This window comes from Cyclobacterium amurskyense (assembly GCF_001050135.1).
Classification (GTDB): Bacteria; Bacteroidota; Bacteroidia; order Cytophagales; family Cyclobacteriaceae; genus Cyclobacterium; species Cyclobacterium amurskyense.
Window position 1 is genome coordinate 1,470,110 of the sequence record NZ_CP012040.1, and the last position, 26,088, is coordinate 1,496,197.

Genomic DNA, 26,088 nt, shown 5'->3' on the forward strand with positions numbered 1-26,088 from the left:
GTGTTTGCAATTTATTAAATAACATTGAAAACCCTCAGAGGAATTAGGATATATAAACCAATATTGTGCCATAAGAAGTAATAATGTTCAATTTTTCACAGCCAAAAACAACATTATTAGCCTTTCAATTGTTACTTACTAGATGAATGTGCAAAAAGTAAGAAAAAGACAGCATTGGTTTAAAAAAATTGAACAAATGCACCCCTACCAAACCCTAATTTATTTGGCAATGTTTAGTAGTGGTCTTGTCTTTTTTTTCTTAACTACCGCATTTGTCTTCTCCCAATCAGCAAACAGCACTTTCGCTCAAAATACAATCCCTAAATCATTTATAGTAAGCAGCTTAATATTATTTGGGAGTGCTTTCATTTCAGAAAAAATTCTACCTGCATATTTATCTCATAATTTAAAGAAAACAAAATCCACTCTTCTTCTAACTTTAATTCTTGGACTGTCCTTTGCGTTTTTGCAATTTTTAGGATGGAATGAACTAGCAAAATCTGGGGTGGATTTTTCAGGCTTACCCTCTGGAAGTTTTTTATATTTATTAAGCGGCATTCATTTGGTTCACCTCCTGGGAGCAATGATATACGCCATAGTACTCTTGTCACTTATTCACAAAAGCCAAAAGGACGAGGTAAAAGCATTGGTATTACTAACGAATCCTTATCAACGGATGAAGCTTGAATTATTCATCGTTTACTGGAAATTCATGGACATAGTATGGTTGATCTTGTTTGGTCTTTTTCTTTGGGTGCTATGAGCATGTAATGTATCCCTGCCCAAATTAATCCTCAAGCAAAAACCAAGAAACAGAACAACTTACACTAGGTAGAATCAATTCAAAATCAGAGGTTTTCTTCCTATTACACTTAATTTAACATCCTGCATTTGTACTGTGCTTACACACCATTATTGCCTTATTCCGAATAAATTTCCATATTGATAATTTAAGGGAGGAAATGAAAACTGTTACCAAAGGTATTTCTATCAATTAATTGTAAATTGCAAAAAATGTAATCTTATGTCAGAAAATCAATTTGAAATTAATATCGATCCGGACTGGATAAAGAAATACTTATCCAAAATCATTATCGGATTGGTAGTCATTGTCATGGTATTTTCAGCCGTTAAAACAGTAGGCCCAGAGGAGGAAGGAGTTATCATTCAACTTGGAGAGTACAACCGTACGGTTTCTCCTGGATTGAGTTTCATCATACCTTTTGTAGAAACCATGTATAAAATACCAGTTCAAAGGCAGTTAAAGCAGGAATTTGGTTTCCGCTCTACCTCCACTTCTACAAGTGGACAATCTCAATATGCAAAGTCTGGCTATGTGGACGAAAGTATGATGCTGACTGGCGACCTGAACTTGACAGATGTGGAATGGGTAGTACAGTATAGAATTGTCGATTCCTACAAATACCTGTTTAAGGTAAGAAATGCTGAAAAAACGTTAAACGACATGTCGGAGTCTGCCATGAGAAAAGTGGTGGGAGACAGAACTGTTAATGAGGTATTGACAGTGGGTAGACAAGAAATAGCTACAAGTGTAGAATTGTTGCTTCAGGAGATGTGTGACGAGTATGAAAATGGAATCCGGGTAGACCAGGTAGTATTGCAAGATGTAAATCCTCCAGAACCGGTAAAACCAAGTTTCAATGCAGTCAACGAAGCACAGCAAGAAAGAGAAACACTAATAAATCAGGCTGAAGCTGACTATAACCGAATTATTCCAAGAGCGCGGGGAGAAGCTGAAGAAACCATACAGCTTGCAGAGGCTTATGCTCTCAACAGGGTAAATGGTGCAAGAGGAGAAGCAGAAAGATTCACCTCCATATTTGAGGCTTATATAAAATCACCTGAAGTTACCAAACAACGAATTTATCTGGAAACACTTGAGAAAGTATTACCAAAAATTGGAAATAAAATCATCACTGATGAACGGGGAAGCAACGTCCTGCCATTGTTGAACATCAATAAGCCAAATGTTTCAACAACTCCCAACCCTTAAGTTTAAGTACGGACATTAACATTAACCTCATCAAAGCATGAAAAAAAGTAATCTATTTTACATCATACTGATAGTTATAGGAGCTATACTATCTGCTCAAAGTATATTTATACTTGACGAAACCCAGCAAGCCATAGTAACCCAATTTGGGAAACCTATTGGTGAACCAAGGACGAGTCCAGGAGTTAATTTTGTAGTACCGTTTATTCAAAAAGTGCAGTTTTTTGACAAACGTTATCTTGAATGGGATGGAGACAAAAACCAGGTCCCAACAAAAGATAAAAAATATATTTTCGTAGATACCTATGCAAGATGGGAGATCACCAATCCGCTTCAATTCTTCATCCGACTGAGAGATGAGAGATCTGCTCAGTCACGGCTAGACGACATCCTTGATGGAGAGACTAGAAATGCAATCGCCAACCACAACCTACTTGACATTGTCCGGTCTACCAACAGAGAACCTGAAATAACCGAGGAATTTATGGAGGAGCTTGAAATACTTGAAGAAATAGAAGTAGGAAGAGACAAAATAGAAGACATTATCTTACAAAAAGCCAATGAAAGAACTTCTGATCTTGGAGTGAGAATACTTGATTTCCGTTTTAAAAGAATGAACTATGTGGATGAAGTACGGGACAGAGTTTATGACAGGATGATAAGTGAGAGAAATAGAATTGCAGACCAGTTCAGATCTGAAGGACAAGGTGGTGCTAGAAAGATACTTGGTGACAAGGAACGTGATTTGGCACAGATTCAATCAGAAGCCACGAGACAGGCAGAAGAAATACGTGGTAGGGCCGATGCTGAAGCTACAGAGATCTATGCCTCAGCCTATAATAGAAACAGACAATCCATAGATTTATATAAATTCCTTCGTTCTATGGAAGCACTTGAAAACTCTCTAGATGGAAACACCAATTTGGTAATATCCTCTGACAGTGACCTTTTCAAGTACTTGAAAAAAATGCAATAATCCAATTGCAAATCTAAAGGAAACATGAAGTTTAGGTTAACGACCAATGTAAATCAAAACTATTTAAAAGTCAAAAGTGGGTTTAATGCTGATTTATTCAAGGCATTGAACCCGCCTTTCCCTCCTGTCAAATTACTGCGTTTTGATGGTTCTTCAAAAGGAGATCTTGTAAGTCTAGAACTGAATTTTATATTTTTTAAGCAGGTGTGGACAAGTGAGATTACTGCCGACCATTTGGATAGGAATGAATACTTTTTCGTCGATGAAGGGCTTAAACTACCCTTTTTCCTAAAAAAATGGCATCACAAGCATCGAATTATCTCAGATGGAAATGATCAGGCTAAAATAATAGACGAAATCAGTTTTTCCAGCCCAATACGCCTACTTGACTATTTATTGTATCCATTGCTATATTTTCAATTCTCAATGAGAAAGCCTATATATAAAAAGGTTTTTTCCAAGGAGAATTAAAACAGCAACTCTATAAAAGATATTGAACTGAGTTTAATGCACTTCTAAATTTTCACAATCACGGATTTGACAATCTCCGTAAAGTACAAGTGAATGGCTGGTGATATGTGAAGAAAACACATTGCCCATTTCTTCCTTAATCAAATTAATTCTTTGATCTGAAAATTCTAAAATTTTTCTGCATTGGTTGCACACATAGTGATCATGGTGCTTATAGGTAAGCGCTTGTTCATACAAGGCGACTTTGTCCTTAAACTGATGTTTTACGGCCAAGCCACACTCTACTAAAAGGTCAAGTGTATTGTAAATAGTAGCCCTGCTTATTGAATAACCGTTGTTTCTCATTCTTAGAAACAAACCTTCTACATCTATATGCTCATCTTGAGGTAAAGAATACAATTCATCTATTACAGAAAATCTTTCTGGGGTTTTACGGCTTCCTTGCCTTACCAGGTAATTTTCAAATATCTTTTTTGCTTTCTCTATTATCGACTTATCGGCCATGATTTTTAATTGTAAAGAATAAAGATGAGCTATTTTTTAGATTTTTCAAACCCTAAAACTTTCCAATAAGCCGTTCTACACTTATTTTCAACGGTTCTAAATAGGCTTTCTATTCGTTTACACTCCAAGAGCACTACAAAGAAGCACTAAAAGGTCTACTATTTATGTGGAAACGGCCTTTTTATAATCTATACTACAAAATGTAAACCTCTTCCTTCTTTCAGAGTTATACTAAATATACATTTCCTATTTAAGGTTTTCTCATTGATTTGTTGGCAGTAAATAAAATGTGATAGAAAGCGCCCATTTTTAATATTTTCTATTGCCTTATCAGAAAACGACTTTGCCATTTCGTCGTGGCTGTTAACTAAGGAGACAAATATTTCTAACTACTGAAATTTATTTTCTATATTAAAGAAACAATTAAGAATCATGTATTTTAAGACAAAGTGGCAATTTTTCCTTTTGGCTTTGATTCTACTGGTTTTTTCAGTAGAGGGTCAAGTGCCTGGTTTTTATTTGAAAAGAGACCAAAAGAAAGTAGTTCTACCCTTTATTGATTCTAACAGCCTAATACTACTTCCTGTCTCCATCAATGGTGGACCTCCTGTTAACTTTCTATTTGATACCGGAGTAAAATCAAATATATTTTTCAGCAAATCCATAGCCGATGAATTGGAAATGGTTTACACCCGAAAGCTTAATTTGGTGGGTGCAGATGGCAAAACGGTCCTAAGTGCATCTGTATCTCCAAACAATCATTTTGACCTGGGTCCAATTGAAGGGATATTTCAAGCCATACTTGTTTTGGATGAAGATTTTCTAGAATTGGAAAAGGTGATAGGAGTACCTGTGTATGGGGTAATAGGACATGAATTCTTCAAAAACAACCCTATCAAAGTTGATTATGACAATGGACTCATCACCTTCTACAATCGTAAATCCCTCAAATGGAAACCTTTTTGGTTTAGAGAAATCCCCATTGAGTTACAAGGAAACAAGCCCTATATTAATACCACTATAAAGCAGATAGACGGCCCTGATTTGGAGGCCAAATTGCTCATCGACACAGGTGCTAACCACGGGTTATTACTCAATCAAGAAACCAGTGATGAGATTAAATTACCAGAGGTAAATATTGAGAGCAGTTTAGGAAGGTCCCTAGGGGGAGACTTAGAAGGACATGTTGCAAGAGTGAAAAAGTTAAGCATAGAAGGCTTGAATTTTCGAAATGTAATCACCTCTTTCCCAGAAAAGAACGAGTATTCAGAAGTATTGATTAATACTGGAAGAATGGGTAGCTTAGGTTCAGAACTACTCAATCACATGAAACTCATTATAGATTATCCTCGCGAAAGAATTTTGTATAAAAAAGGGGCAAAATTTAAAACTCCTTTCAAGTATGACATGAGCGGACTGACAGTTAGAGTGGTCTCTCTGGAAGAAAAAAGATATTATGTTCATCAGGTAAGGGAGGACTCTCCGGGTTTCCGTCATGGAGTAAGGAGCATGGATGAAATTGTATCCATAAATAAGATTCCAGCAATGTTTTGGGAACTTTCCGACATTACAGAATTACTCAGATCGGAAGTAGGCAAAGTAATATCCTTGGAGCTTCTTCGAATGGATCCTGAAGACAAAGACAAAACGAACATTCATAAAGTGACTTTTCTATTGGAGAAACTATTGTAGCTAAATACAAAATATAAGTAAAATAATGAATTTAGCATAGTAAATATTGACTCTGATACTTTTTTTGTATTAACATCAGATTTTTTTTTTAAATTTATTGAATTCTTATATAGTTTTTGGTTTTGCTCCCCAACCACCAGATGATTGAAAATATTTTCAAAACACTTTTACTAACTTTTAATAAGTCTAACAACGGCGCCTTTGAAATTCTTTATCAATCTTATAATTTTTTATCCTGGAATAAACAAAGGATTAGGCAATTAGACAATGAAGAAATAAATGCCTTATTCCCGACCCTTCAAGGCTCCCTTTTTCAAACAATAATTGAACATTTTGAAAAAGGAAAAAAACTAGAACTCCCTCTCGCTTTTGATCATCAATCCTTCTTGTGGTTAAAATTTGAAGGTTGTCTTCTGCCACAAGAAAACAACAGTGTGCTTGTCAATACCATGATCAGTCAAAACCAGTCCAGTATTGCCTACTCGTGGTTGATCAATTCAAAAGACCAATCCATCCTTACCGAAGCAAAATCCAACGTCAATTACTTTCCTTCAAACCTTAGAGAGCTTCATAGTTATTTAAAGGATAGCTTTGCTCATTTTCCAGAAATTTCAATCGAAAAATTGATCAATGAAAACCTTGAATTAAGATTCAAATCACTGACTTTAAAGAGCAGAAATCTTTCTCCAGATTATAAACTGTTTGAATTAGAGGAATATCAGGACAGAGAATCTCTTTATTTTACGGACATAAGTGTTTCTGCTTTAAACAATAAAAAGGACCATGAGGTTATTTATTTTAAGTACTTAAGAAACAGTCAAGAAATATTATGGTCAGGCCCTTTAAACGATCTATTGGGCTATGAAGATGGCAATTTAAGAAGTTTCGAATTCAAAAATTGGCTTAAATTAATTCATCCTGATGATCAAAAATCACTGGAAGATTTCATTTCAAAAGAGCAATATGAAAATAGTGAATCCTCTTTTACCTATAGAGTTAAAAATAAAAAAGGCCATTTTCAGTACCTTACAAATAAGGTCAGAAATTTTCATAATCCCAACACGAATGAGGAGGGGCTCACAGGAACATTAATCAATGCGCTCCATCATCAAAATGAAGGAAGACCGTTAAATGGTCATGATAGAGAGGCACATAACCTTTCTGAAAATAATTTTATTCAAAAAATCTTGACAGAGATTTCAGCTATTTCCACTTTTTTTAAAGGGAAAAGCCTATTTGAAGAGATCAACCACCTAATATTTAGAAAATTAGGCTTCTGCTATAGCATTATAGGCAATCTAAATTCCAATAATAATGAAATGGAAATATTGTCCATTTGTGGTTTGGGAGAAAAACTTAATGACAAGGACAAAAAATGGCAGAACTTCCTAAATGAAATACTCCTCCCTTTGGATCCAAATAATAATTTCTTGTTGGTTAATCATAATGAAACATTTGAGACCACTTCATTACTAACAGAGTTGTCCCTTTGTTCACTGCTTAGATTGTCATTATTCGACACTGAGATGAATAAAATTGGTGTACTTTGTTTACTTCATGACCAACCCCTCAAGAATAAAGCCTATTATGACGAGCTGTTTAATATTCTAAGGGACTGGATAAGCAAAGAGCTTCACAGGTTTAGATTTGAGAATGTGCTTCAGGAGACCAATTTCATGCATGATGCTATTCTCAACGGTACAGCCTATGCCATCTTCGCCGTAAATCATCAGTTTGAGCTCATTTTAATCAATAACAAAACCCTTCCTGTCTTCAATGTGAAAAGTAAGGAGGAACTGATGAATACCAAGCTAATTAAAGGGAATGTCCAGGCAACTTTACTTGAGGTCATTTCTGATTTTTTAAAAACAAATTCAAAAACTGCTTACTATCATTTACTCACAAGTAAAGACAATTACAAAGAGCTAAAGATCTCATTTACCAAAATACAATATGGGAATGACAACAAGGAGTCTTATGTTCTTTTTGTAGATGATATTACGGATAGAACGCTTTCTGAAAAAAAATTAATCGAATCAGAACAGATATTTAGGAGTATAGCCGAAAACTTCCCCCGTGGTTCAGTAGATGTATTGGACAAATCATTTAACTATTTATTTACGGATGGGGAGGAATATCAATTGTCAGGAACAGACCCAAAATCATTGATTGGCACCAATCTACTAAGTAAGCTTACAGGAGAAAATCTGCAAATCACAAGACTTAGCCTTAAAAAAGTTCTAAAAGGACAAAGGGTAAGTTACGAAACAGAGTCAAATCAAAAGAAATTTCTTCAAAGTGGTGTACCACTGATGAACAATTCAAAGGAGGTTGACAGGATACTTCTGGTAAAGCAAAACATCACCGAAGCTAAAAAGCTGGAATCAGATAAAGAAAAGTTAATAAAAGACCTGAAATCACACAATGAAGAGTTATTAAGATTTGCCTATATCGTTTCTCATAATCTCCGAGCACCTATTGTAAACATAGCCTTGCTTATAGACCTATACAACGAGGATAACCCAGCAGACCCTGGCAATAAAGAGGTTTGGGAGAACCTTAAAATCTCCACCAACTTACTTGACACAACCCTACAAGACCTTATTGAGGTTGTTTCTATAAAAAAGCAGAAAATCCCTAAAGTAGAGCAAATTGACTTTAAGCTATTGCTCAATAATGTAGAAAAAAGCCTTTTCAATCAACTGAAAGAATCAGGAATTAAAATAATAAAGGATTTCTCGAAATTAGATGAGATAAATTATGTGTATGCTCATCTGGAAAGCTTTTTCATGAATTTCATGACCAATTCAGTCAAATACAAGCATCCGGATCGTAGTCCTGTAGTTAAAATCAATACTTATAAGGAAAAAAATTATTGTGTGATCAGGTTTGAAGACAATGGTATTGGTCTAGACCTATCAAGGTATGGAGACCGTATTTTTGGACTATACCAAAGGTTCCACAACCATGTTGAGGGCAAAGGTCTAGGTTTGTATCTAATTCGTGAACAAATCAGGGCCCATGATGGCAAAATTGAAATAGAAAGTGAAGTAGGAAAAGGAACCGTATTCAAAGTTTACCTGAGAAATCTAATCATACACCCTTCCCAGAACTAATTCGCGGTTCCTACTCCTGAATAATATCTATGCCTTGAGCAAAGCCGCAGCTTCCTCATCAAGAAATAAAGTAACATCTTGATGCTTTTGAAGAATGGAAGCAGGCATAGATTCTGTCACAGGCCCATTTACCATGTCTCGAATTGCTGCTGCTTTTTTACTTCCATAGGCAATCAGTATCACTCTTTTTACATCCATAATGGTCTGAATCCCCATGGTTACCGCTTTTTTGGGCACACTTGCTGCACTCTCGAAAAAACGCGCATTTCCATCTATGGTTTCTTGAAGCAATTCAGTGATATGTGTTCTTGTATCAAAGGAAGTTCCTGGCTCATTAAACCCTATATGCCCATTGGTACCTATTCCTAACAGTTGCAAATCAATCCCCCCTGCTTTGGCAATTTTAGCTTCATAGGTTTCACAAACTTCCTTAAGATCTCCTGTCCCATCAGGCACATTGGTCTGGCTTAAAGGAATGTTAAGCCCATTGAACAAGGAGGTATTCATAAAATACCTATAACTCTGAGTATGGGTCCCCTCTAGGCCTACATATTCATCCAGATTAAAAGTAACCACAGCTGAGTAGTCAGTTCCATTTTTCAGGTGATCTACCATCATATTGTTATAAGTTTCCAGAGGAGAACTACCAGTAGCCAATCCCAAGACAACTTTTGGGTTTGCTTTAACAGCATCAATAAGCGTTTGAGCAACGGCATGGTGTAAACTTTTCTCGTCTTGAAAAATCTGTATTTGCATAATTCAATAATAATTAAATTTCAATAATAAATGAGATACTCAGATAACGATTAAATGACCATCAATGGTAAAAGGAAATAAAAGCCAAAATTAAGTATTATTTGAGAATGGGTAAATTGAGTTTGAATTTAACTGCTACCAAGCGGATGATTATTATCAGCATTATGGATACCAAAAGATTGGTATTTCTTACAACACCAAAAGAATCTAGGGTAAGGTACAATACAGCCCCTGCCAAACAAGCTGAAGCATAAACTTCTTTCCTAAAGAGTATGGGTATTTCATTGGTCAAAGTATCTCTAATTACACCACCCATCACCGCACTAAACATGCCCATAATGGCCGCTACTTCTGGTCTAAAGCCTAAATTCAAACATTTCTCCACCCCTAAAATTGTAAAAAATGCAATCCCCAATGTATCGAATAAAAACAAAGTCTTGCGAAGCTTGGCCATGTGGGAGAAAAACACAAAGGTTGTTATCAAACCAGCAAAAATGGCATACAGGAAAGTAACATTCTCAATCCATACCAAGGGATAAGCGCCTATCAAAATATCTCTTAAACTACCTCCACCTATGGCGGTAATAAAGCCCATAAACCCTACGCCAAATAAATCCTGGTCTTTATTTTGAATAGCTAAGGCACCAGAAATAGCAAAAAAGTAGGTCCCCACCAACTCCAATGCATATTGCATATCTATTATTTCCATTGTCAATTACCCCCTTTTTGAAATACGAATACCCCCATGGCTCTTTTATTATGTACTACTACTGATTTTGCCGGTTCCAATAGTGACAACTGGTGTTCTTGCATGACTTTCTTGATTAAGGATTCGGTCAAAATAAACCTTTCTGTTCCATCAGGAAGTTTTTGCATTAAATGTGATGTTTTGTCCACTAAATCGAAGGCTCCTCCTGCGTCTGTACACATTCGCAACCAACAGACACCTCCATCTTTCAAAACCCTCATATGCTCTTTAAATAGCGTGAGAAAATGATCCTCACTATTAGCAAAATGTAATACAGCGCTACTTAAAACCACATCAAATGCTTCTGTATGAAATGGTATATCTTCCAATTCAGCTACCTGAAAACGAAGCGGGTCAAAATTAGGATCCAATGTTCTGCCAGATATTCTTGCCATACTAATGGCTGAAGGATTACTATCTACTCCTACAATTCTATAACCTTTTTGAATGAAATAATGGGTATTCCTTCCTTCTCCGCAGCCAGCATCTAAAATCATCATCTCCTTAGAGAATCTACCCTTTAATAATTGATCAAGTAAGTAAAGGTCTATATTGCCTAGCAATTTATTTAATTCATTAACCTCCATATTTCATCTCTTTAAAGATTCTGTGAGAATATCCGCTTAGAATGAGCCATCTCTTGGCTGCATCAAATAACTTCATTTAAACCAAAATAAAAAGCAGATTGATCTCCAAAAGCCAAATCTATCCTAAGATTCAATCCCTCGGAATTTAGTTTGTACCTAAATCCTAAACCTCCAGCATACCTAAAGTCTCGAAGGTGAAATCCTGACAAATTATTTGCAACTTGACCACTGCTTCCAAACAATACCATATTTAATTTCTTATATACAGGAAACCTCCATTCTGCTTGATAAACCATGGCATGTTTATCCCTATACCTGCCCTCAAAATATCCCCGCATCCGGTCACTTCCTCCTACCATTGAAAGGTGGTGAAAGGGTGCTGCACCTCGTGTAAAACTAAACCAAGCCTGTCCCGCAATCACCTGATTGGCACCGATTTTCTGGTACTTTCTAAAATCAAACACCCACTGAGTAAAATTAAAATCACTTCCAAAAACAGAATGAAATTCCATCCAAGATAATTGATTATACATGCCTTTAGACGGTTGAAAAATATTGTCCCTGGTATCAATATTTAATGACAGCCCTAATCCTGATAAACTTTGGCCATTACTTCCAGTAACACCTCCTGTCTCAAGCAGTCCATCCTCTACTTTTTCGTAAATATTATCAGCTCTAAACTCATACCTAGGCCCCAAGTAGACTCCTCTGGCAATTTTTGTATGGTACAGTAGATGGTAATACAAATACCTGGTAGAATATTCTTCCTGATCGGTAACCTCATTTCCTATGCCAGAAAACACAAATGGATAATCAGCCAGCTCTAGTCTTGAATTTAAAAATGAATTATTCTGGTCCATCCAAAGATCTACCTCAGCAGTTAAAATCAATTGGTTTTTCAGCGTGTAAAGAAAAGTAATCGGTAGAGAAGATGGTCGGTTTTTGGTTTGTGAGGAATTTTTGTCTAGCCTGAAAATTTTCATTGCACGCCCACCTACCCCAAGACTTGTTTCAGGTGCATAGGTAATGGCCGGAATAAAGGTCCAGGTATCTGTACTCACTCGCTCAACCAGATTATCAGCAAAGCCAAATAACTTATCAACCAGTGCTACTGGAGCTGAAATGGTATCGCCTTTCTGAGCAAACAAAAACTGACTATGCAGCAACAGAACCAGAAAAAAAGCGCTTATCTTCTTCATTAGGCCCCAAAGGTACCATTAAAAGTATCTTAGCCGAAATAAGAAGAAGGTGATTTTTATCCTAAACGCCAATACATGGATAGTATTGGGATTTAAGCAAGTGGAAAAATCATACTTTTAATATCTACAGTTCATTTAGATTTGAAAAAACTATTCCATCATCCCTAAAACCTGAATGGATACTCATTTCAAATATTGATTAAAATTCCACAATTACACCAATAGTAGGCAATACCGTCCCTGCAGGGTTAGCAACCTCCCTTATTAAATAACGACTAGGATCCTCCGGATCTACAAGCAAACCTCCCTGGTCATTACGCTGAGGAATTAAATTAGCTTGTTGTTCTGCTTGGAAATTATAGGCATTCTGTATATCAAAGTACCAGTTAAGGTTCCATTTGTTATAATAGTATTTCTTGTCCACCCTAAGGTCTAATTGATGAAAACTTTTAAGTCGTTCGCCATTGATCCTTGTGTAATCTAATCGCCCTCTATTGAACACATCCCAATTTTGGCGCAAAGCTGAGGACTCAATGTCATAAGGGGTGTAAGGTGTACCTCCTAAGAATCTCCATCTAGCACCAACTTCCCAATCTTTTTTAAATCTTTTACCGGCAGTTAGACTAACAATAAATCGGTTGTCCCAAGAGGAAGGTAGGTACCCTGTAGAAGGATTGGTAAATTCACTTCTAACCAAGGTTAGCGCCGCTATTCCATAAAATCCATTGAAAAGCCGTTGTTGAGCTAGAAGTTCCAGTCCGTAAGCTCTACCTTTTGCATCTGAGCTTACGGGCTCATTCCCTATCACTCCGAAATCTGCTCCAAGATTGGCTAAGGCAATTCCATTTCTAATAGAGCTAGGGTAGTTTGCATAATTTTTATAGAACACCTCAGCAGATATTTTCCTATTCTTTGCGGGAAACTGCCATTCAAAGCCTGTGATATAATGGGTGCTCCTCATGAACTTAACGTCATTTTCTTGATTCACATAAACCCCTTCATTGTTTTGAAAGCCCATCACAGTATACGGTGGCTTCTGGTAATAAATACCTGCATTCGTATTCCAAAACAAATTGTCCTTCAATTGGTAACTTGTAGAAAACCTTGGACTAAGTTGATTCAAGGGGTTCTTAGCCGTTTTACCAAAACCACTCCCATCCATTCGGAGCCCCATATTGACCACAAGACGGTCATCAAAATATTTTTTATTCCCCATGACAAACCCGCCATAACTATGAAAAAGCGAAATAGAAGACACATCACGAGGCAGACCATCATCTTCAGTAAATTGAGTATCGTAGTTCTCTATTAGGTAGCGACTGAATTCATAATTAACCCCATATTGAAGGGTAAATCCATCTGAAAAAATACTGTTTTCTGCCCTAAACTTATTTTCACTCTCCTGAGACAAATAATTGTATTGCAGATTGTCTTCGTTGGATTCATCATTTCCTGCATATTTATAGGACCTGTTGTTCAGCATATTTCTACTCAGAATAAATGTCCAAAAACCATTGTCCCTGAATCGCTTTAGTTTAACTCCTGTGGCATAATTCCATTGTGTGGAAATGGGCAAGTTATCAAGTAAGTACAACCTATCTTCCCTTTCTTCTTCTGGCTCATCATCTGGCACATCAAAATTAAGCGCAAATTGATCTATAGCCCCAACACCTAGAACCGTAAGTTCGGTCTTGTCATTGATTCTTGTTTTTGTTTTAAAAGTAAAGTCATTAAAAGTGGGCAAGAAAGGCAAACCTATCAATCGGAACAATGCTTGAAGGTATGATCTTCTCGCTGAAAAAATATAGGTTGTTTTTTCACCTACTGGGCCTTCATTCGACAAGGTAATTTCACTGGCTCCTAATGTAACCTGAGTGAGCATCTTGTCCCTTCTCCCATCTTTCAATTGGAATTCAAAAAAAGAACTCAAGGCATTCATCCTGTTGGCTGGAAACCCTCCACTCAGAACTTCAACATTTTTTATCAAGTTAACATTTAATATCCCGACTGGTCCACCTGATGAACCTTGGGTAGCAAAGTGGTTAATTACCGGAACCTCTATTTCATCTATGAAAAATTTATTTTCATTCGGGGCACCACCCCGTATAATAATGTCATTTCTAAAACTAGCTGAACTTGCTACTCCAGGCAGGGATTGGATCACCCTACTGATATCTCTATTTCCTCCCGGGTACCTTTCTATTTCATTGGCATTAAGCTGCCTGGCAGAAACAGGCGTTTCTTCCGTTCTACTAAAGGTAGCATCCACAACAACTTCCTGTAAGTTTGAAGCATCCTCTTCTAGTTCAAAATCCAATTGTACAGCACTTGCTTTAGTTACTTGTACTTCAAAAACCGTCTTCGGTTTAAACCCAACAAATGAAGCCTTCAAATTGTACAGACCGGGCTCCAATCCGGTGATAATATAATTCCCATCTAAATCTGAGACAGCACCAATTTCCAATCCCTGTACAACGATATTTGCAAAGGGTATGGGATCATTATTGATAGGGTTAATGATTTTTCCCTGAATTGTCCCCTCTTGGGCATACAAGGCAAGGCAAGATAAAAATAACAAAAATGACAAAGAATATTTTTTCATAACCAATGGTAGTGTCTCGATTTGTAAACCTGTATTTCCAGTTTCAGAATATTTACTGAACAATTAGTTAGATAGTTGTTTTGTTTTCCAAAGCCTCCACCATGGTGTATTTGGAAATTCATGATGTTCAAAGTGGTAGCCAAAAAAGTAACATGTAATGAATGCCCAAAAATGATTTTTCTTTAAAGTACCTGAATGATGCCTGTTACTGTGCTTTCCTTTATGAGGTAAATATGTACCAAAATAAAACAATTGCAAAGTTGATAATATCGCCGGTAACATCCAAAAAAGCACCAAATTCGATATAGGGAAAACTAATTTTAGCAGATTAAAGGTTATTGCCATTAAAAGAAACTGCCAAAAGCTTAAATAAGACAATAAAAAACTCAGGTACCAAGGAATAAACTTGCCTGAACTGTGGTAATCCGGGTCATCTGCGGTTGCCACATGCATGTGATGTTTGTGGTGATTTGGAAACAACTTCCAATAGAAATTAAAAGAAAACAACATGGCAGCAAACCCACCAATAAAATGATTTAACCTCTTATTTCTAGTAACTACACCATGCATGGCATCATGAGCGGTAATAAAAAGACCAGTATATAGGTGCATCTGTACAAATAATCCTAAATACAAAAGTGGGTTGGAATAATCTACTTGAAGATTTAGTAAAAAAATCAATGAAATAAACCACAAAAGAATAATCGAAAAAGCGATAATAAGACCTTTCGGATCTATAGATGTAGACAATTGTCTTTTTAAGGAAATTTTCATGAACACAATTAAAAATCAAAGAAACAAAAAACTATCAAAACGACTTAATCGTCTCCTCTACCTTTTGCATCAACCACATTGGAGTGGAAGTGGCCCCACAAATTCCCACGCTTTGACCTGCTTCAAACCAATTCGGGTCTACTTCTTCTGGACAAGACACGAAATAGGTTTGAGGATTTTTTTCTTTACATACGTTGAATAGAACCTTACCATTTGAAGATTTGGTACCACTTACAAATACAATATGATCATATTGAGCAGCAAATACCCTTAATTCTTTATCACGATTGGAAACCTGACGACAAATGGTATCATTTGTATTGATCGTGATTCCGCTATCTGTAAGCACTTTATTGATTTCATAAAACTTGTCAGTGCTTTTGGTGGTCTGACTGTATAAGGTAATGTTTTTAGGCAGGTTGGGCAGATCCAGTTCTTCTATATCCTGAAATACTACTGCCTTGTTCTTCGTTTGTCCCAGCAGGCCAATTACCTCTGCATGCCCATGTTTCCCATAGATATAGATGTTTTCTTTTTTATCGTATGAATTCTTTATTCTATTTTGAAGTTTCAGCACAACTGGACAGCTGGCATCTACCAAAGTAAGGTTATTTTTAATAGCCAGTTCATAGGTGGCAGGTGGCTCCCCATGGGCCCTGATCAAAACTTTTTCGCCCTTCAATTTTTGAAGTGCTTCATGATCAATAATTATTAAGCCCTTCTTTGTTAACCTTTTGACTTCTTCATCATTGTGTACTATATCTCCAAGACAATAAAGGAGGCCTTCTTCTTCCAAGATTTCCTCAGCCATTTCTATGGCATAAACTACTCCAAAGCAAAAACCTGAATATTGATCAATATGTACATCCAATTTTAACATGTCTTATAAACCAACTAATTGAACAAATGTTTTTTTTACAAGGCTCTTTTTCTAATTCAGGTTAGGCAAAATATTGTCTATACAGGTAAACAAAGTCTGCTAACGAAACAGTTCCTATCAAAAGCTTAAAAACCCACTCTTTTTGACCGAATTCTTAAATAAAACTTAAGTAAAAGTCCTTAATTCCAACCTACTTTGAAGCCAAAATAAGTACTAATTAAAAGGGCAAACTTTCTTGTATTCGGTATCCTGATTCTCCTTTGAGTTATTATTTCAGGAGGCAGTGATTTGATCTTATAAAACAACTTCAAATAATAGAGATAAGCAATTTTAACACCTAGCTTAGCTCCTTTAGGCAATTGATTTATGCCTATCAGTGCTTCATCAAAATCTTGTTTAATGTCCATTTCTATTTCCGATTTTGTCTTGCTGTCAAAACTTTTAAAATCAACTCCTGGAAAATACACCCTGCCTCTATCCTCATAATCACTCTTCAAATCCCTCAGGAAATTTACCTTTTGAAAAGCTGATCCCAATTTGCAGGCAGCGTACTTTAGGTGTTCATAGCTTTTCTTGTCCCCTTCACAAAATACCCTCAAGCACATTAACCCAACTACCTCCGCTGACCCGTATATGTATTCTTTGTATTTAGAGTCATTATAAGTAGCAAAATCAAGGTCCATTGCCATGCTGTTAAGAAAAGCATCTATGAGCTCTCTTTCTATATGGTATTTGTTTACAATTAACTGAAAGGCATGCAAAACGGGGTTCATGCTTATACCTTCGTTGATAGCCTTATAGGTGTCTTCCCTAAAGTTATCCAACAAACTTTTTTTGTCCTTATCATGAAAAGTATCTACGATTTCATCAGCATAGCGAACAAATCCATAAATACCATAAATTGGCATGTGTAATTTTTTACACAGGGTTCTGATTCCTAGCGTAAATGAGGTGCTGTAACGTTGTGTAATTAACTTACTACACTCTAGGGCAGTATCATCAAAAAGTTGCTTAGCGTCCTTCATGTCATTCTCAATAAGTGAAAATTAATTAACCTCGTAATTGCTTTGAAATTTCTTTTGCTACTACCTCTCCAGAAATTAAAGAAGGAGGAACTCCAGGCCCAGGAACAGTCAACTGACCTGTATAATATAGGTTAGTTAATTTTTTATTCCTAAGAGATGGCTTTAAAATTGCCGTTTGCTTCAAAGTATTTGCCAATCCATAGGCATTTCCTTTAAAAGCATGATAATCTTTCTTGAAATCACTGTGCGCATAGGACCGATTATAAATGATATGAGTTCTAATATCCTGACCTGTATGCTTTTCCAACCTGTCCATAATCAATCCAAAATATTTTCGCCTAGTGGCTTCATTGTCCTCCAAATCTGGCGCTAAAGGAATTAATAAAAACAAATTCTCCATTCCTTCCGGTGCTACACTAGGGTCTGTAACGGAAGGTACAGAAACGTAGAACAAAGGTTTTTCAGGCCATCTTGGATTACTATAAATGGCATCTGCATGAGGCTCTAGTGGTTCATCAAAAAACAAGTTGTGGTGAAGAAGGTTTTTTAAACGTTTATTTACTCCCAAATAAAACAAAAGAGAAGAAGGAGCTAAAACCCGTTTGTCCCAGTATTTATCACTATAATTACTGTATTTTGGATCAAGTAAATGCTTATCGACATGGTGATAATCAGCACTTGCCACCAACACGTCAAATTGCAATTCTTCACCATTGGCAAGTTGAACCGACTTTGCCTTGCCTTCAGCTGCGGTAATTTTCACTACCTCAGCATTGTTTCTAAGTACCACACCTTGCTCCTCGGCAAGAGAAACCATGCCTTCAATAATTTTATGCATTCCTCCTTTGGGATACCAAGTACCCAATGCGATATCTGCATAGTTCATCAAACTATATAGAGCAGGAATATTTTGGGCAGTTTCTCCTAGAAATAAAACCGGAAACTCCATTAAACGAATGATTTTATCATTCTTAAAGTATTTCCGAATATGACTGGACATGGACTGAAATATATCCATTCTTAAAACATCTCTAAACAACTTTAGATCTGCAAATTCCATCAATGACAAACTGGGACGATGTACCAAATCATAAATCCCTCTTTGGTATTTAAAAGCCGCTTGTTCCAAAAACTCATCTAGTTTTTCAGACACACCAGGCTCCAAATTTTCAAGTGCCAACTTGAATTCATCCAAATTAGCAGGGATATTCATTATATCATTTTCGCCGAAAAACACCGCGTAGGAGGGATCAAGGCGAATCAGCTCATAGTAATCAGATGTTTTTTTACCAAAATTCCTAAAATACCTGTCAAAAACATCCGGCATCCAGTACCAGCTAGGCCCCATATCAAAGGTGAAACCATTTGAAGTAAACTTTCTTGCCCTTCCTCCAAAAACCTCGTTTTTCTCCAAAATGGTCACCTTAAATCCTTCTGCTGCAAGATGTGTGGCAGAGGAAAGCCCCGAAAACCCTGACCCTATTACAATTACTTCTTTTGATCCCATTTATTAGTTGATGGTGGTATAAACCTTAAGATCGTCTTTTAAAATTTTCCTTGCAATATGTATTCTGTTTTTTACGGTTCCTATGGGTATATTTAGTTTAATCGCTATTTCATGATACTTAAAACCTCTGTAATGCATCAAAAATGGAGACTTATAAACCTCATCCAATTTATCAATGGCTTTGGTAATGTCTTTCATTGTAAAATCTCCAAACACCCCATTCTCAATTACAGCTGATCCGGAATTAAGGAAATGAAGGTTTTCAGTAGTATCTACAAAGGTCCCTCTCCTAATCATCCTTTGGTAATTGGTTATAAAAGTATTCTTCATTATGGTATACAACCAAGCTTTCAAATTGGTACCATCAGTAAACTTATCCTTGTTGGTAAAGGCTTTCACCATCGTATCCTGTAACAAATCATTTGCATCATCCATATCTCTGGTAAGTTTCAATGCAAATGGCTTTAAGGATGTACTGAGCTTTGTGAGCGAATAACTAAATTCTAAAGTTGTCATGGATCCTGTTTTTTTTGTTTAATCAAACATAGTCATTGTTAAACACTATAGCAAATATTTTGTCTAATTTATTTTTTATTTTGTTAAACAAAATAGTTGATAAATGAAAAATTAAATAAAAAAAATCCCCCTAAAGACATCTAAAGGGGGATTTTACCAAGAATTTCGCTTAAACAAGCTTAAGAATTTTTGTTTAATATTTACATATAATATTAAACAAAATAATTTATGACCAAGCTTCATTTAGAAATCTAAGCCAGTTTTTATGCATCACTTTCTCAATATCAGCTTCAGAATAACCTCTTTTTTGCAACATTCCAGGAATCCTCCTTAAATCTGCAATTGTTTCGAGGTCATAAGGACTTTGCTCTCTTCCATAGGCCCCATCCAAGTCTGTACCGATTCCGATATGATTGGCGTTTCCTGCTATTTGGCAGATATGATCCATATGGTCTATGACTTTTTCCAAGTCACAATCCATCTCTTTAGGTAAAGAGGTACCTCTTATCCAATTAGGAACCATCATCCAAGCATCCAATGCGCCACCAATCACCGCACCCCTATCTACCAAGGCCTTGATCATCTCGTCACTAAACTGCCTATTATGATCTACCAACGCCCTGCAATTATTATGGCTAGCCCAAACTGAGCCATTGAAGTGGTCCAAGGCTTCCCAAAAACACACATCACACAAATGAGTAGCGTCTAAGATTATATTAAGCCTTTCCATCTCCTTTAATAAGGCACGGCCATTTTTACCCAATGGACCAGAAGCATCCGTACCTTGAGCATATCTACCAGGTCCATAATGCGCCGGACCTAAAGCCCTTAAACCCTTTTCATAGGATTTATCAAGATAACTCAGATCCACTATTGAATCAGCTCCTTCAAGTGACAGAATATAACCAATAGGTTTTTTATCATTTGGCTCTCCATTCATCCAAAGAGCCACGTGATCGTTCAAAGCTTTTTTATCTCTGATTTGAACCATTTCACCTTTGGCCTCCATGGCTTCATACCAGGCAAGCTGCCCTTGAGTTTGAGCCCAGGCTTGCTCAGGACTGTTCCAACCAGGAAGCGGATTATCAGGAGCCACGTATCGCGCTATCTGAGTTGCTACTACCAATCCTATTTCACCTTTTCTTAAGGTAGGCAAAGAAACCGTAGCATTCCCCCGATCGGTTTTATCGGTCATCCCTTTTTCCCTAGCATTTATCTCCTCTACAGGTTGCGTAAGGTCCCTGTTCCATTCAAGCGCATTCATGCTTAAATCTAAATGGGCATCTATTGTAAACATCTTTGTGGTTGATTTAAATGAATTAAATTATTGTCCTCAAAAAGTAATCCTCCTTTCCCTCGCTACAGTACGCCAGGTATCAATTTGATCTCCTTTTTGAATTACTATCGCCTCTTGATAAGAAGCAACTGTTGGGCAAATATGAATTGGAACACCATACAAAACATCACCTATTTTATAGGCATGTCCTTCTCCTGCCTCCAAGACCAAATGCTCTTCACTATGGCTCACAGGTACTAAATTGGGTGCATTTAAAAATTTCACCCGTTCAGCTAGTGGATTTTCAGAAGCAATGGCTTTATAGCCTAGATCAACGCAAACATATGAGGAAGTAGGCAAAGATATCACCCTACACAATACCAATGCTGCATATAAAAAAGACTGCTCTGGAAGTCCACTTGCATAACCCTCATCCCAATAAATAAACGTACCAGGAGCACAAGTAATGTGTTCCCTTTTGGAATGAAAAGGGAAGGTAGTCGTTCCTCCAGCTATAATATCAAGTGTCAACTTGTGTTTATTTTCTAACTCTTCCCTCATTTGAGAAATAGGCGCAAAACCTTCGTCACAAGCTATTTCTCTGAGCTTTAGATCAGGATTTCTTAAATGCCCATCATAAAGATGAAACCCAGTAATTTGCAAGCTTTCCAATTGATAGATTTGTTCAAATAAATCTACAGCCGCCTTTCCCGGAACTACTCCTGTTCGGTTCGTTCCTGCATTTAAATCGATATATACCCCTATTTTATTATTGCTAGCCAATGCTTTTTCATTCAAAGCTTCAGCTGCATTAATATGATCTAATAGACAATGGAATTTTACATCTGGATAATCTGAAACCAAAGCCAAAAACCGATCTACTTTAGGCCCTACAGGCTGATAGGCCAGAAGAATATCTTTTACACCTATAGATGCAAGTAATTCAATTTCCGCAATGGTTGCTCCCTTGAAGGCCTTAATTCCGGCATCCATCATTAATTTACAAGCCTCAGCGGATTTATTGGTCTTTATATGTGGCCTCAATCGGTCAGGTGTCCCTACCTCTTTGATGACTTTTTGAATATTTTCTTTTGCCCTGTCTAAATACACCAGCAGTGCCGGACTATCTATTTTTTCAGGATGGTTCAATTGATACCATTTGTCATTCATAAAATTCTTATTGATTTATTTCAAATGTTGCTTCTATTTCCACTGATATGTTACCAGGTAAAGAACCAAATCCGACAGCACTTCTTGAGCCCAAGCCATTTTCTTCTCCCCATACCTCTGCAAACAATTCACTACAACCATTGATAACAAATGGATGTTCTTCAAAATCCAAAGCACAATTCACCATGCCTAAGACCTTCACCACTCTTTTAATTTTATTTAAACTCCCTAATTGGGTCTGTAGGGTGGACAACATCGTTAATCCAACTTGTCTGGCAGCAGCTTTACCCTCTTCTTTGTTAAGGTCAATTCCAATTTTCCCTCTTATCATGTCTCCATTTTCCAAAACAGGACCATGACCTGAAAGAAACAATAAATTACCAGTGATTACAATAGGACGATAAACACCTCCTGGAGGTGGTGCAGGTGGCAACACTAATCCTAACTCTTTAATTTTTGCTTCAGCTGACATATTTCTATTTTTTAGTTTGAGTTAAATAAATAAATCCAGAATTAAAACCCCTATAAGCCCCAAAATAGACAAAACGGTTTCAAGTAAAGTCCATGAGAGAAAGGTTTGTTTTATACTTAAGTTAAAATATTCTTTTACGAGCCAAAATCCTCCATCATTTACATGGGAAAAAATCAAACTTCCACTTCCTATAGCCAAAACCATTAGGTTAGGATCTCCAATACCTGAGGCAACCAAAGGAGCGATTATTCCGGCAGCAGTAAGTGCCGCAACCGTAGCAGAACCAACTGAAATCCGAATTACTGCAGCTATTAACCAGCCTAAAAGAAGCGGGTTAATTGCCAATTTCTGCAAGGAGGCTCCTATTTCTCCGCTAACACCACTGTCAACCAAGACTTCTTTGAATGCACCTGCGCCTGCAATTATTAGTAAAATAAGCGCTATTTCTTTCACTGCCGAAGCATACCTATTCATGATATCAGCAATACGTATACCTCTCATTATCCCAAGACTAATTGTCGCCCAAATAAGGGAAATCAACATGACAATATTAGGATCACCCAAGAAGGTGATAAAACCATAGCCAGGGCTATCTTCATTCATTCTCAATCCTACCAAGGACAAAACAATCAATAAAAAAACTGGAAGAAGTGCGGTAAAAAGGCTATTAACGAGACCAGGAAGTTCACTTTCGGCTTTAGGTTTCACATTAAACACTTCCAAGGGAGTGATTTTCATGCGACGCAAGTAAGGTAGCCTACCTAATAAAGGCCCACCTAAAATAATTATAGGCACACCTATGATAAAACCATAAATAAGTGTAGTCCCTATATTAGCGCCAAACTGAGCGACTAACGCTACCGGAGCAGGGTGAGGAGGAAGCAGACCATGGGTGATTGACAAAGCAGCAAGCATTGGAATCCCAAGAAGCATCACAGGAATTTTGTACTGATAGGCAACTGCAAAGACCAATGGCACCAACAATACAAACCCAACATTGAAAAACAAAGGAATGCCTACGATAAAAGCAGTAAGCGCAATGGCCCAGTTGACATATTTTTCACCGAAACCATTCATAAGAAATTGAGCGATTCGCTGGGCAGCCCCACTATCCGCTACAATCTTCCCCAGCATTGCCCCAAGGACAATTACTATCACCAATGCTCCCATCAGGTTCCCTATACCTGATTGAATAGATCCGGAAATATCAGTTAATGGTATCCCCAGTAATAATCCCGCGAGAATAGAGGTGATCAAAAAGGCAATAAATGGTTCAACCTTGATCCAAACAATCAATGCGACCAAGAGTACGATACTTGTGGCAACAATTATAAAAGTCATAGTGGTTTTTAAACGAAGCCAAAAATTACAGCATATTCAGCGAAATGCCTATTTCACTATGAGAAACTTCTATAATTTGTTTAATCTTTTATCCACTTGATAACTTTGGCCACTCCTGTGGAATGAAGGTATATGAAATACATGCCTGCAGGAATAAGGGCTAATTTTAAGGAAATCACTTCCGCTATGTCTTGTAAAGGCCCTTCTTCAGTGAACAAAGTATTGCCCGCATTGTTCTTCAAATCAAAAAAAACCTGTTTTTTCTCCCTTGCAGGGTGCAATAGAAAGGTTATTTCCCCTGCCCTTTGAGGCTTAGGAAAGACAGTAAAAGCATCAACTTTAGACATTTTTCGCTTAAGCCTTATAACTGAGGTACTCACCGTTTCTCCATCAAAGTCTACCTGAACCACCCTGTAATACACCAGTTTCTGATGATAGGAAAGTGAATCAAAAAAGGAATAATTTGTAGGATTCAATCCACTCCCTTTAGAATAAATTTCCACGATTTTGGTAAAAGCTTTAGTAGGGTTAAATGACCTCCAGACGTTGTATTTATTATTGTCTTTTTCTGTTGCTGTTTGCCAATTAATCAAATTCCCTGCACTCGTTTCTATAACATAGTAATCCAACCAAGTAACCGGCAGTCTTTAAATTACCTCCACACTCACTGAACCGCTGTCACAGTTTGAACCCGGATTATGTAATAAAATTTCTCCGTCCTGACAATAGTCAGGGGTGAAGCCTGTCCCGTGTTTACGGGAAGTGTTGCAATCGCAAGAAAATCAGGCTGTTTGAAGATTTTAGCATAGCACCGCTATGGTGAAATTGATAACAGCAACGAAGTGGCTGATTTTAAAGCGATTTCAGCAGGTAATAGAATGTCTATTGCATATTTCGGGTTGAAGCATTCCCTACTTCAAAAATATTATAGGTGATGGTATAAATTCCTGGAGGAGCTTCTGGATCTATGTCTCTATAGCGATCTGATCTTAACACCACATAATCATCGGTAAAAGGAACTAAGGTACTATCTATAACATTAGAGACCGAGGCCTGCTGTTCTATTAATTTATCATTTACCAGCACCTTAACAATAGAAGTATCTCCAGCAAAAGCAGGCTCAGTAGCATCCGGGACAACATTAAATGAATTTCGAAAAAAGAAAATTTCCACATCAGCACGATTTATAGTAAGAACACTTAACAATTTCGTAACTTCTCTAAGCTCCTTTAGCTATTCCTCAAACCTAATCAACAATAAACTAAAAACTTAAAGAAACACTACTTTTTAATCTTCTCAAGGAAAGTAGCCCCAATATTGGACCTGCTGCCAAAATGGTATAGATAGCATTTGAATCAGTCAACTCCATTAGGAAAGTGATCAATTGAATACTTATTATGGAAATTGAAAACCCAAGGCTATTTACGATAGTAAGTGCTGTACCTTTAATTTCTGCTGAAGCATTTTGCGCTACGAGTGTGGATAATAAAGGAGAATCTGCAATGACAACCAAACCCCAAAAAAGCAAGAAGCCAACAAATACTACCCCAGATTCACTGTAAAACACTAATGGAGACAGAACACAACAAACGCTTGAAAGGAGCAAGCATACAATGGCAACCTTTTTAGTACCTGCTGCCTGACCTAGATAGCCACTTAGTACGCAGGCCAACCCACCCAATCCAATGATAAGAAATGACAATAGAGGGACATTGAAAAGAACTTTAGAATGTTCTAAGCTGTATTTGCTCAGCATATAGGGCACAAAGGCCCAAAAAGCGTACAACTCCCACATATGCCCAAAATAGCCAAATGATACAGACCGAAATGACCGGTTTTGAAAGATATTTAAGAAAGCCGAAAGTTCTATTTTTTGGCTTGATTTTCGAAAAGGCCCATCAGGCACCATGATCATCATCATTAGACCACCTACTACGCTTAGTAAAGAAGTAGCAATCAAAACAAATTTCCATGGATAGTCCCCAGTCATTTCTTTAAGTAAATGAGGAAATGCCGTACCAATAACCAACGCACCTACTAAGAAACCAAGGGACTTACCGAGCCCTTTCTCATAGTAGTCTGTGGCTAATTTCATCCCTACAGGGTAAATACCTGCCAGAAAAAACCCAGTAAAAAAACGCAGTGAAAGTAAACTCATTAAGCTATTGGCTTCCCAGATAACCCCTAAATTGAGAAGAGAAGCGAGTAGAGCAGAGATCAAAAACACCATAGACGGAGAAAACCGGTCCGCAATAGTTAATATAGCAAAAACCAATGTTCCAATTATAAATCCAAATTGCACTGCCGAAGTCAGGTGCCCCAGAGCACTGTCGTCAAGACCAAAGTCGGTGACTAAATCATTGATTACTCCATTCCCTGCAAACCAAAGTGAGGTACAACAGAACTGAGAAATTACAATTACTGGAAGAATTAATTTCGAATGTTTCACTAATCGTGATTGT

At 37.1% G+C, this 26,088-nt stretch carries 24 protein-coding genes; 6 read left to right on the plus strand and 18 right to left on the minus strand.

Features of this window, described 5'->3' with window-relative positions:
- Positions 1 to 142: 142 nt before the first annotated feature.
- The 4 genes from CA2015_RS05870 (at position 143) to CA2015_RS05885 (ending at position 3,461) form a co-directional block, all read left to right on the plus strand.
- Positions 143 to 763 (plus strand): cytochrome c oxidase subunit 3, encoded by a 621-nt coding sequence (locus CA2015_RS05870; RefSeq protein WP_048641065.1) that lies wholly within the window; start codon positions 143 to 145, stop codon positions 761 to 763.
- Positions 764 to 1,024: 261 nt separating this feature from the next.
- On the plus strand, positions 1,025 to 2,014 hold the full coding sequence (gene hflK, locus CA2015_RS05875) for an FtsH protease activity modulator HflK (protein ID WP_048641066.1): 990 nt from the start codon (positions 1,025 to 1,027) through the stop codon (positions 2,012 to 2,014).
- A gap of 37 nt (positions 2,015 to 2,051) precedes the next feature.
- Positions 2,052 to 2,990: a protease modulator HflC gene (gene hflC / locus CA2015_RS05880; protein WP_048641067.1), complete on the plus strand. Its 939-nt coding sequence runs from the start codon at positions 2,052 to 2,054 to the stop codon at positions 2,988 to 2,990.
- 24 nt (positions 2,991 to 3,014) lie between these two features.
- On the plus strand, positions 3,015 to 3,461 hold the full coding sequence (locus tag CA2015_RS05885; protein ID WP_048641068.1) for an SRPBCC family protein: 447 nt from the start codon (positions 3,015 to 3,017) through the stop codon (positions 3,459 to 3,461).
- A gap of 33 nt (positions 3,462 to 3,494) precedes the next feature.
- On the opposite strand, the gene CA2015_RS05890 is transcribed toward CA2015_RS05885, so the two are convergent.
- Positions 3,495 to 3,965, minus strand: a complete 471-nt coding sequence (locus CA2015_RS05890; RefSeq protein WP_048641069.1) for a Fur family transcriptional regulator — start codon at positions 3,963 to 3,965, stop codon at positions 3,495 to 3,497.
- 432 nt (positions 3,966 to 4,397) lie between these two features.
- Between CA2015_RS05890 and CA2015_RS05895 the strand changes: the two genes are divergently transcribed.
- Complete coding sequence (locus CA2015_RS05895; RefSeq protein WP_048641070.1) at positions 4,398 to 5,657, plus strand: aspartyl protease family protein; 1,260 nt, start codon at positions 4,398 to 4,400, stop codon at positions 5,655 to 5,657.
- Positions 5,658 to 5,797: 140 nt separating this feature from the next.
- Positions 5,798 to 8,773, plus strand: a complete 2,976-nt coding sequence (locus tag CA2015_RS24420; protein ID WP_053086649.1) for an ATP-binding protein — start codon at positions 5,798 to 5,800, stop codon at positions 8,771 to 8,773.
- Between the two features lie 27 nt (positions 8,774 to 8,800).
- Here the strand turns inward: CA2015_RS24420 and nagB are convergent, their stop codons facing one another.
- The 17 genes from nagB to CA2015_RS05985 form a co-directional block, all read right to left on the minus strand.
- Entirely contained in the window at positions 8,801 to 9,529 is a 729-nt protein-coding gene (gene nagB, locus CA2015_RS05905; RefSeq protein ID WP_048641071.1) for a glucosamine-6-phosphate deaminase, read from the minus strand.
- 97 nt (positions 9,530 to 9,626) lie between these two features.
- A complete protein-coding gene (locus CA2015_RS05910; protein WP_048644378.1) occupies positions 9,627 to 10,229 on the minus strand; it encodes a trimeric intracellular cation channel family protein in 603 nt (200 codons plus the stop codon).
- Between the two features lie 11 nt (positions 10,230 to 10,240).
- Positions 10,241 to 10,864 carry a class I SAM-dependent methyltransferase gene (locus CA2015_RS05915; protein WP_048641072.1) on the minus strand — a complete coding sequence of 208 codons (624 nt, stop codon included), beginning with the start codon at positions 10,862 to 10,864 and terminating at the stop codon, positions 10,241 to 10,243.
- A gap of 62 nt (positions 10,865 to 10,926) precedes the next feature.
- Entirely contained in the window at positions 10,927 to 12,063 is a 1,137-nt protein-coding gene (locus CA2015_RS05920; protein WP_048641073.1) for a BamA/TamA family outer membrane protein, read from the minus strand.
- Positions 12,064 to 12,262: 199 nt separating this feature from the next.
- A complete protein-coding gene (locus tag CA2015_RS05925) occupies positions 12,263 to 14,665 on the minus strand; it encodes a TonB-dependent receptor (protein ID WP_048644379.1) in 2,403 nt (800 codons plus the stop codon).
- A 63-nt stretch (positions 14,666 to 14,728) separates the two neighbouring features.
- Positions 14,729 to 15,439, minus strand: coding sequence for a fatty acid desaturase (locus CA2015_RS05930; protein ID WP_048641074.1), 711 nt, complete (start codon positions 15,437 to 15,439; stop codon positions 14,729 to 14,731).
- 34 nt (positions 15,440 to 15,473) lie between these two features.
- Positions 15,474 to 16,319 carry a 4-hydroxy-3-methylbut-2-enyl diphosphate reductase gene (locus CA2015_RS05935; RefSeq protein WP_048641075.1) on the minus strand — a complete coding sequence of 282 codons (846 nt, stop codon included), beginning with the start codon at positions 16,317 to 16,319 and terminating at the stop codon, positions 15,474 to 15,476.
- 179 nt (positions 16,320 to 16,498) lie between these two features.
- Positions 16,499 to 17,344, minus strand: a complete 846-nt coding sequence (locus CA2015_RS05940) for a phytoene/squalene synthase family protein (protein ID WP_048641076.1) — start codon at positions 17,342 to 17,344, stop codon at positions 16,499 to 16,501.
- 25 nt (positions 17,345 to 17,369) lie between these two features.
- Positions 17,370 to 18,851, minus strand: coding sequence for a phytoene desaturase family protein (locus CA2015_RS05945; RefSeq protein ID WP_048641077.1), 1,482 nt, complete (start codon positions 18,849 to 18,851; stop codon positions 17,370 to 17,372).
- Between the two features lie 3 nt (positions 18,852 to 18,854).
- Entirely contained in the window at positions 18,855 to 19,367 is a 513-nt protein-coding gene (locus tag CA2015_RS05950) for an RNA polymerase sigma factor (RefSeq protein ID WP_048641078.1), read from the minus strand.
- 226 nt (positions 19,368 to 19,593) lie between these two features.
- Positions 19,594 to 20,664 (minus strand): dipeptidase, encoded by a 1,071-nt coding sequence (locus tag CA2015_RS05955; protein ID WP_048641079.1) that lies wholly within the window; start codon positions 20,662 to 20,664, stop codon positions 19,594 to 19,596.
- 36 nt (positions 20,665 to 20,700) lie between these two features.
- Positions 20,701 to 21,813: a D-TA family PLP-dependent enzyme gene (locus CA2015_RS05960; protein WP_048641080.1), complete on the minus strand. Its 1,113-nt coding sequence runs from the start codon at positions 21,811 to 21,813 to the stop codon at positions 20,701 to 20,703.
- A gap of 7 nt (positions 21,814 to 21,820) precedes the next feature.
- Positions 21,821 to 22,285, minus strand: coding sequence for a RidA family protein (locus tag CA2015_RS05965; RefSeq protein WP_048641081.1), 465 nt, complete (start codon positions 22,283 to 22,285; stop codon positions 21,821 to 21,823).
- Between the two features lie 21 nt (positions 22,286 to 22,306).
- Positions 22,307 to 23,626 (minus strand): gluconate:H+ symporter, encoded by a 1,320-nt coding sequence (locus CA2015_RS05970; RefSeq protein WP_048641082.1) that lies wholly within the window; start codon positions 23,624 to 23,626, stop codon positions 22,307 to 22,309.
- 80 nt (positions 23,627 to 23,706) lie between these two features.
- Positions 23,707 to 24,255 (minus strand): hypothetical protein, encoded by a 549-nt coding sequence (locus CA2015_RS05975; protein WP_048641083.1) that lies wholly within the window; start codon positions 24,253 to 24,255, stop codon positions 23,707 to 23,709.
- Between the two features lie 253 nt (positions 24,256 to 24,508).
- A complete protein-coding gene (locus CA2015_RS05980; RefSeq protein WP_157470342.1) occupies positions 24,509 to 24,799 on the minus strand; it encodes a hypothetical protein in 291 nt (96 codons plus the stop codon).
- An 88-nt stretch (positions 24,800 to 24,887) separates the two neighbouring features.
- On the minus strand, positions 24,888 to 26,075 hold the full coding sequence (locus CA2015_RS05985; protein ID WP_048641085.1) for an MFS transporter: 1,188 nt from the start codon (positions 26,073 to 26,075) through the stop codon (positions 24,888 to 24,890).
- Positions 26,076 to 26,088 lie beyond the last annotated feature (13 nt).

Bases quoted from the DNA above. Each gene is read 5' to 3' on its own strand.
- CA2015_RS05885 (WP_048641068.1), top strand. From the start codon at position 3,015: ATGAAGTTTAGGTTAACGACCAATGTAAATCAAAACTATTTAAAAGTC.
- CA2015_RS05960 (WP_048641080.1), bottom strand. From the start codon at position 21,813: ATGAATGACAAATGGTATCAATTGAACCATCCTGAAAAAATAGATAGT.
- CA2015_RS05925 (WP_048644379.1), bottom strand. From the start codon at position 14,665: ATGAAAAAATATTCTTTGTCATTTTTGTTATTTTTATCTTGCCTTGCC.
- CA2015_RS05920 (WP_048641073.1), bottom strand. From the start codon at position 12,063: ATGAAGAAGATAAGCGCTTTTTTTCTGGTTCTGTTGCTGCATAGTCAG.
- CA2015_RS24420 (WP_053086649.1), top strand. From the start codon at position 5,798: ATGATTGAAAATATTTTCAAAACACTTTTACTAACTTTTAATAAGTCT.
- CA2015_RS05870 (WP_048641065.1), top strand. From the start codon at position 143: ATGAATGTGCAAAAAGTAAGAAAAAGACAGCATTGGTTTAAAAAAATT.
- CA2015_RS05915 (WP_048641072.1), bottom strand. From the start codon at position 10,864: ATGGAGGTTAATGAATTAAATAAATTGCTAGGCAATATAGACCTTTAC.
- CA2015_RS05965 (WP_048641081.1), bottom strand. From the start codon at position 22,285: ATGTCAGCTGAAGCAAAAATTAAAGAGTTAGGATTAGTGTTGCCACCT.
- hflC (WP_048641067.1), top strand. From the start codon at position 2,052: ATGAAAAAAAGTAATCTATTTTACATCATACTGATAGTTATAGGAGCT.
- CA2015_RS05895 (WP_048641070.1), top strand. From the start codon at position 4,398: ATGTATTTTAAGACAAAGTGGCAATTTTTCCTTTTGGCTTTGATTCTA.
- CA2015_RS05955 (WP_048641079.1), bottom strand. From the start codon at position 20,664: ATGTTTACAATAGATGCCCATTTAGATTTAAGCATGAATGCGCTTGAA.
- hflK (WP_048641066.1), top strand. From the start codon at position 1,025: ATGTCAGAAAATCAATTTGAAATTAATATCGATCCGGACTGGATAAAG.
- CA2015_RS05935 (WP_048641075.1), bottom strand. From the start codon at position 16,319: ATGTTAAAATTGGATGTACATATTGATCAATATTCAGGTTTTTGCTTT.
- CA2015_RS05940 (WP_048641076.1), bottom strand. From the start codon at position 17,344: ATGAAGGACGCTAAGCAACTTTTTGATGATACTGCCCTAGAGTGTAGT.
- CA2015_RS05970 (WP_048641082.1), bottom strand. From the start codon at position 23,626: ATGACTTTTATAATTGTTGCCACAAGTATCGTACTCTTGGTCGCATTG.
- CA2015_RS05890 (WP_048641069.1), bottom strand. From the start codon at position 3,965: ATGGCCGATAAGTCGATAATAGAGAAAGCAAAAAAGATATTTGAAAAT.
- CA2015_RS05945 (WP_048641077.1), bottom strand. From the start codon at position 18,851: ATGGGATCAAAAGAAGTAATTGTAATAGGGTCAGGGTTTTCGGGGCTT.
- CA2015_RS05950 (WP_048641078.1), bottom strand. From the start codon at position 19,367: ATGACAACTTTAGAATTTAGTTATTCGCTCACAAAGCTCAGTACATCC.
- CA2015_RS05930 (WP_048641074.1), bottom strand. From the start codon at position 15,439: ATGAAAATTTCCTTAAAAAGACAATTGTCTACATCTATAGATCCGAAA.
- nagB (WP_048641071.1), bottom strand. From the start codon at position 9,529: ATGCAAATACAGATTTTTCAAGACGAGAAAAGTTTACACCATGCCGTT.